The sequence below is a fragment of the Salipiger sp. genome (assembly GCF_059781815.1).
In genome coordinates this window covers 1-4,485 of sequence record NZ_JBYNAH010000306.1, presented here as the reverse complement: position 1 = coordinate 4,485, position 4,485 = coordinate 1, and the positions used below count along the sequence as shown (strand labels likewise).

Here is a 4,485-nt window from a genome sequence, read left to right as displayed (position 1 = left end):
GGCGGTCAGGGCGCGCTCGGCGCGGCTCTGGCGGATGCGTTCAAGAAACGCTGACCGCCCCTGCCCCGGCAGCGCCGCTCCGCGACCGTCCGCGCGACGGGCCCCGGCGCCTCTCAGGAAAACGCCCCCGCAGTGCTCTGCGGGGGCGTCTTGCTTTAAAGATGGGGTCGGATGCGCCTCAGTGCTGCGGCCGCTCCGCCCAGCCGGCGAAGATCTTCTCCAGCATCACCACGGCGTAGTAGAGGATGATCCCCAGCACCGCGAGGGCGATCAGAACCGCGAACATCAGCGGGTAGTTCGAGTTGGTCTGCCCCGACAGGAACAGCGCCCCCAGCCCCCGCCCGTGCGGCGAGATGATCTCGACGAGGTTGGTGCCGATGAAGGCCAGCGTCACCGAGACCTTCAGCGCGCCGAAGAACTCGGGCAACGTCTTGGGCAGGGCGATCTTGCGGAAGATCGTCAGACGGCTGGCCCCGAGCGAGCGCAGGATGTCGCGGTATTCCGGCTCCAGCGTCGACAGGCCGATGCCCACCGAGACCGCGATCGGGAAGAACGAGATCAGGAAGGCCATCAGCACGGTGTTGAAATTGTGCTGCCCGATGAAAAGCAGCGCCAGCACCGGCACCAGCGTGGCCTTGGGGATCGCGTTGAAGCCCACCAAGAGCGGGTAAAGCGCATCGCGCGCGATGCGCGAAAAGCCCATGATCATCCCCAGCGCGGTGCCGAAGATCACCGCCAGCGCCAGCCCGGCGACGGTGCGCCAGAGCGTCTGCCAGCTGCCCTCGACGAAGAGCGACCAGAACTTGATATAGGCCTCGGGCAGATCGGAGGGCGAGGCCATGACGTAGTTCGGCCAGCCATTGACCCAGACGAGGAACTCCCACAGCAGCAGGAACACGAGCATCGCGCCGACAGGGACGGCGACTTTCTGAAAATTCCGCATCAGTGCACCGCCGGCTCTGGCTGTCGCCCCTGGGCGATCTGGATCTGTTCGCGCAAGGTGGCGAGCATCTGCGCGCATTCGGGCGTGTAGAGCCCCTCGAGCTTGCGCAGCCCCTCGCCCGGGTAATGCACGTCGAGCACGTATTGCGTTGTCGCGGGGCGACCCGAGAGCACGATGACCTGATCGCCGAGATAGACGCTCTCGCGCAGGTCATGGGTGATCAGCACCGCGGTGAAGGGCTCCTTGGCGCGCAGCTCGTGCATGGTCTGCCACAGGTCCTCGCGGGTGAAGGCGTCGAGCGCGCCGAAGGGCTCGTCCATGATCAGCACGTCGGGCTTGTGAACGATGGCGCGGCACAGCGAGGCGCGCTGGCGCATGCCGCCGGAGAGCTCGGAGGGGCGTTTGTTTTCGAAGCCGGAGAGGCCCACCAGCTCGAGCAGCTCCATCGCACGGTCGATGCGCTGCTTCTTCGGCATGCCGGAAGCCACGATCTCGAGCGGCAGCATGACGTTTTGCAGGATGGTGCGCCATTCCAGCATGACCGGGTTCTGAAACGCCATACCAACGGTCTTGCGCGGCGACTTCACCAGCTTGCCATGCAGCCAGACCTCGCCCTGATCGGGCTTCATCAGCCCGGCGACAAGGCGGGTGAGCGTGGACTTGCCACAGCCCGAGGGGCCGACCACGGCGGCGAACTCGCCCTCGGGGACCGAGACGTTGAGATTGTCCAGCACCGGCAGCGGACCGTTCGGTGTCTGGTAGGCGTGGGTCACGCCCTTGATGTCGATGAGATTGGTCATAGCGGTGCGGGCGCCGGCAACCTGCGGCCGCCGGCGCCCGACGTCCTTACTTCAGCATGCGCGCGTCGGCGGCGGGCAGGTAGCTGTCGTCGAAGTAGAGCGATGCGTCGGGCTCGGAGGTGAACTCGTAGACCGACTTGGTCTGCTCGATCGCCGCCGCCATGCGGTCGGCATCGACGCCGCCGATGCCGTTCGCGGCGACGTAATCGGTCAGGACGTTGTCGTCGATCGCCATCTGCAGGCGCTCGGTCTCGAGATCCGCATCGGCGGCCGGGTTGCGCTCGATCAGGGCGGCGATGGCGGCCTCGGGATCGGCGATGGCGGCCTTCCAGCCACCGGCGATGGCGCCGAGGAAGGCGGTCACGGCCTCGGGGTTCTCGGAGGCGAAATCGGTGTTGACGATCACCGCGTTGCCATAGAGCTCGACGCCGTTGTCGGCCATCAGAATGACGCTGAGGTCATCTTCGGCCACGCCGAGGCGCTTGAGGTTCAGCGTCGAGGAGAACGAGAAGCCGGTCACCGCGGCAACCTCGCCCTGCGCCAGCATCGGCTCGCGGGTCGGGAAGCCGACCGGCTCGACGGTGATCGCATCGACATCGAGATCGTTCTCGGCGGCGAAGATCGGGAATTGCGCCCAGGCGCCATCGGGCGGCGGCGCGCCCAGCACCTTGCCCTCGAGATCCTTCGGCGCCTCGACGCCGAGCGACTTGCGGCCGACCACGGCAAAGGGCGGCTTGTCGTAGATCATCATGACCGCGGTCACCGGCGCGCCGGGGTTCTGGTCGATGAAGCGCATCAGGCTGTTGATGTCGGCGAAGCCCACCGGGTAGGCGCCGGTGGCGACCTTCGGGATCGCGTCGAGCGAGCCCTTGCCCTCGGAGATCTCGACGCTGAGATCGGCATCGGCGAACAGGCCGCTGTCGATGGCGAGGAAATACGGCGCCGCGGGGCCCTCGAATTTCCAGTCCAACGCGAAGGGCATGTCGGTTTCGGCGCTCGCGGCACCGGTTGCGCCGATCACGGCCATGGAGGCGGCGAAGGCGGTGGAGATGTATCGATTGAACAAGGCTTGCTCCCATAAGTCTTGACTGGCGCGAGGTATGGCCCCAGCCGGCTGCAGATTGACAGGTCTTGCCGGCGGCAGGCAGGCGACCCCACGCCCAGCGACACCCGATTGTACGAAAAACACCCCCTCTGCGCAAAAATTAATCAGAAAAAAATGACCATGTGGACAAATTCTTCCTCTGCTGCAAGCGCCGTGTCTGCCGTGCTGAAACTGCGTTTCCAACGCCGCTCTCGCGGGCTCTGAGCCATCATTCGGTCAGCTCTCCCTGTGCGAGTGCCCAATTCTGCGGCAACCCGTCTCAGGCCTTCAGGACGATGTCAGCGGGCACGCTCTGCTCGGCCACCAGCCTTGCGTTGGGCAGGTCGTTCTCGGCGATCTTGGCCTGCGCCAGCTGCGGATCGAGCCCACCCCAGCGCTCGGTCAGGCGCGTCTCGAGCACCTCGACCGGCACCTCGACGAACACCGTCAGATCGAAGCGCGGGCGCAGCCGCGCCCAGTCGGGATCGTCGAGCAGCAGGTAGTTGCCCTCGACGAGGATCAGCCGCACCTCTGGGTCGATGATCCGCGCCCCGGCGCGCGAGATTTCGAGCGCGCGGTCGAAGACCGGCACCGCCACCGGGCGGTCGCTGCCCGCCAGCCGGTCGAGCATCGCCGCCAGCCCGTCCGCATCGAACGTGTGCGGCGCCCCCTTGCGAGCCAGCGTACCGCGCGCCCTGAGCACGGCGTCGTCATAGTGAAACCCGTCCATCGGAAGGATCTCGACCCGCCCCGGCAGCGCCCGGTCGACCATGTCTCGCAGGATCTCGGCCAACGTGCTCTTGCCCGAGGCCGGCGCCCCGGCGATGGCGACGAAGACCCGCCGCTCCTCATGCGCCAGCGCGATCAGCCGCTCGACTATGGTTGCGACATCGACGTTCTCGCTCATGGCCCTGCCCTCCCCTGCGCAGCCTGTGGCCGCGACAATGCCCGGCCTCCGCGCCGCCGTCCACCGCCGCTTTCGGCTGCGCGCCGCCGGATACGATAATTCTTTTGGAAGAATATCATTCTCCATGTAGAACGAAGCGCAACACGCGCAGCCAGCCGGCCCGCGCCGCAAGATCAAAGGCACCGAAGGAGCCCGCCATGTCCGCCACGCTCACCGCCTCTCCCGTCCGCACCGAGCTGCGCGGCCGCGCCCTGCTGGTCACCATCGACAACCCGCCGCTCAACGTCATCGGTCAGGCGGTGCGTGCGGGCCTGCTGGCCGCCTGCGCCGAGGCCGAGGCGCATCTCGAGACCGGCGCCATCGACCGGGTGATCGTCACCGGCGCGGGCCGGGCCTTCGTCGCCGGGGCGGACGTGCGCGAGTTCGACGGCCCGGCGCTCGATCCCCAGCTCCCCGAGGTGCTGCTCCGCCTGCAGGCGCTGCCGTCGGTCGCCGCGATCAACGGCACGGCGCTTGGCGGCGGGCTCGAGATCGCGCTGGCCTGCCGCGTGAGACTCGCCGCTCCCGGCGCACTCATGGGGCTTCCCGAGGTCACGCTCGGCATCGTGCCCGGCTCGGGCGGCACCCAGCGCCTGCCCCGCCTCATCGGGCTCGAGGCGGCCGTGCCGCTGGTCTCCACCGGCGCGCGCATCGGCGCCGAAGAGGCGCTGTCGCTCGGCATGGTCGACGGGCTCTCCGAGACCCCGCTCGA

Annotated in this window: 5 protein-coding genes; 1 reads left to right on the top strand and 4 read right to left on the bottom strand. The window is 67.7% G+C overall.

Features of this window, described 5'->3' with window-relative positions:
* Positions 1–178: 178 nt before the first annotated feature.
* From AC6RA4_RS23520 to AC6RA4_RS23505, 4 genes are all read right to left on the bottom strand, one after another.
* Positions 179–943, bottom strand: coding sequence for an ABC transporter permease (locus AC6RA4_RS23520; RefSeq protein WP_500164425.1), 765 nt, complete (start codon positions 941–943; stop codon positions 179–181).
* Positions 943–1,743 (bottom strand): ABC transporter ATP-binding protein, encoded by an 801-nt coding sequence (locus tag AC6RA4_RS23515; protein WP_500164423.1) that lies wholly within the window; start codon positions 1,741–1,743, stop codon positions 943–945. The genes AC6RA4_RS23520 and AC6RA4_RS23515 overlap by 1 nt, the downstream gene beginning before the upstream one ends.
* Before the next feature lie 46 nt (positions 1,744–1,789).
* Positions 1,790–2,770 carry an ABC transporter substrate-binding protein gene (locus AC6RA4_RS23510; protein WP_500164427.1) on the bottom strand — a complete coding sequence of 327 codons (981 nt, stop codon included), beginning with the start codon at positions 2,768–2,770 and terminating at the stop codon, positions 1,790–1,792.
* A 337-nt stretch (positions 2,771–3,107) separates the two neighbouring features.
* Positions 3,108–3,734, bottom strand: a complete 627-nt coding sequence (locus tag AC6RA4_RS23505) for a nucleoside/nucleotide kinase family protein (protein WP_500164421.1) — start codon at positions 3,732–3,734, stop codon at positions 3,108–3,110.
* A gap of 197 nt (positions 3,735–3,931) precedes the next feature.
* Between AC6RA4_RS23505 and AC6RA4_RS23500 the strand changes: the two genes are divergently transcribed.
* The coding region (locus tag AC6RA4_RS23500; protein WP_500164419.1) for an enoyl-CoA hydratase/isomerase family protein at positions 3,932–4,485 on the top strand (554 nt) is incomplete at its 3' end.

Coding starts and splice junctions, on each gene's coding strand:
- AC6RA4_RS23510 (WP_500164427.1), bottom strand. CDS start 2,770: ATGGCCGTGATCGGCGCAACCGGTGCCGCGAGCGCCGAAACCGACATG.
- AC6RA4_RS23520 (WP_500164425.1), bottom strand. CDS start 943: ATGCGGAATTTTCAGAAAGTCGCCGTCCCTGTCGGCGCGATGCTCGTG.
- AC6RA4_RS23515 (WP_500164423.1), bottom strand. CDS start 1,743: ATGACCAATCTCATCGACATCAAGGGCGTGACCCACGCCTACCAGACA.
- AC6RA4_RS23505 (WP_500164421.1), bottom strand. CDS start 3,734: ATGAGCGAGAACGTCGATGTCGCAACCATAGTCGAGCGGCTGATCGCG.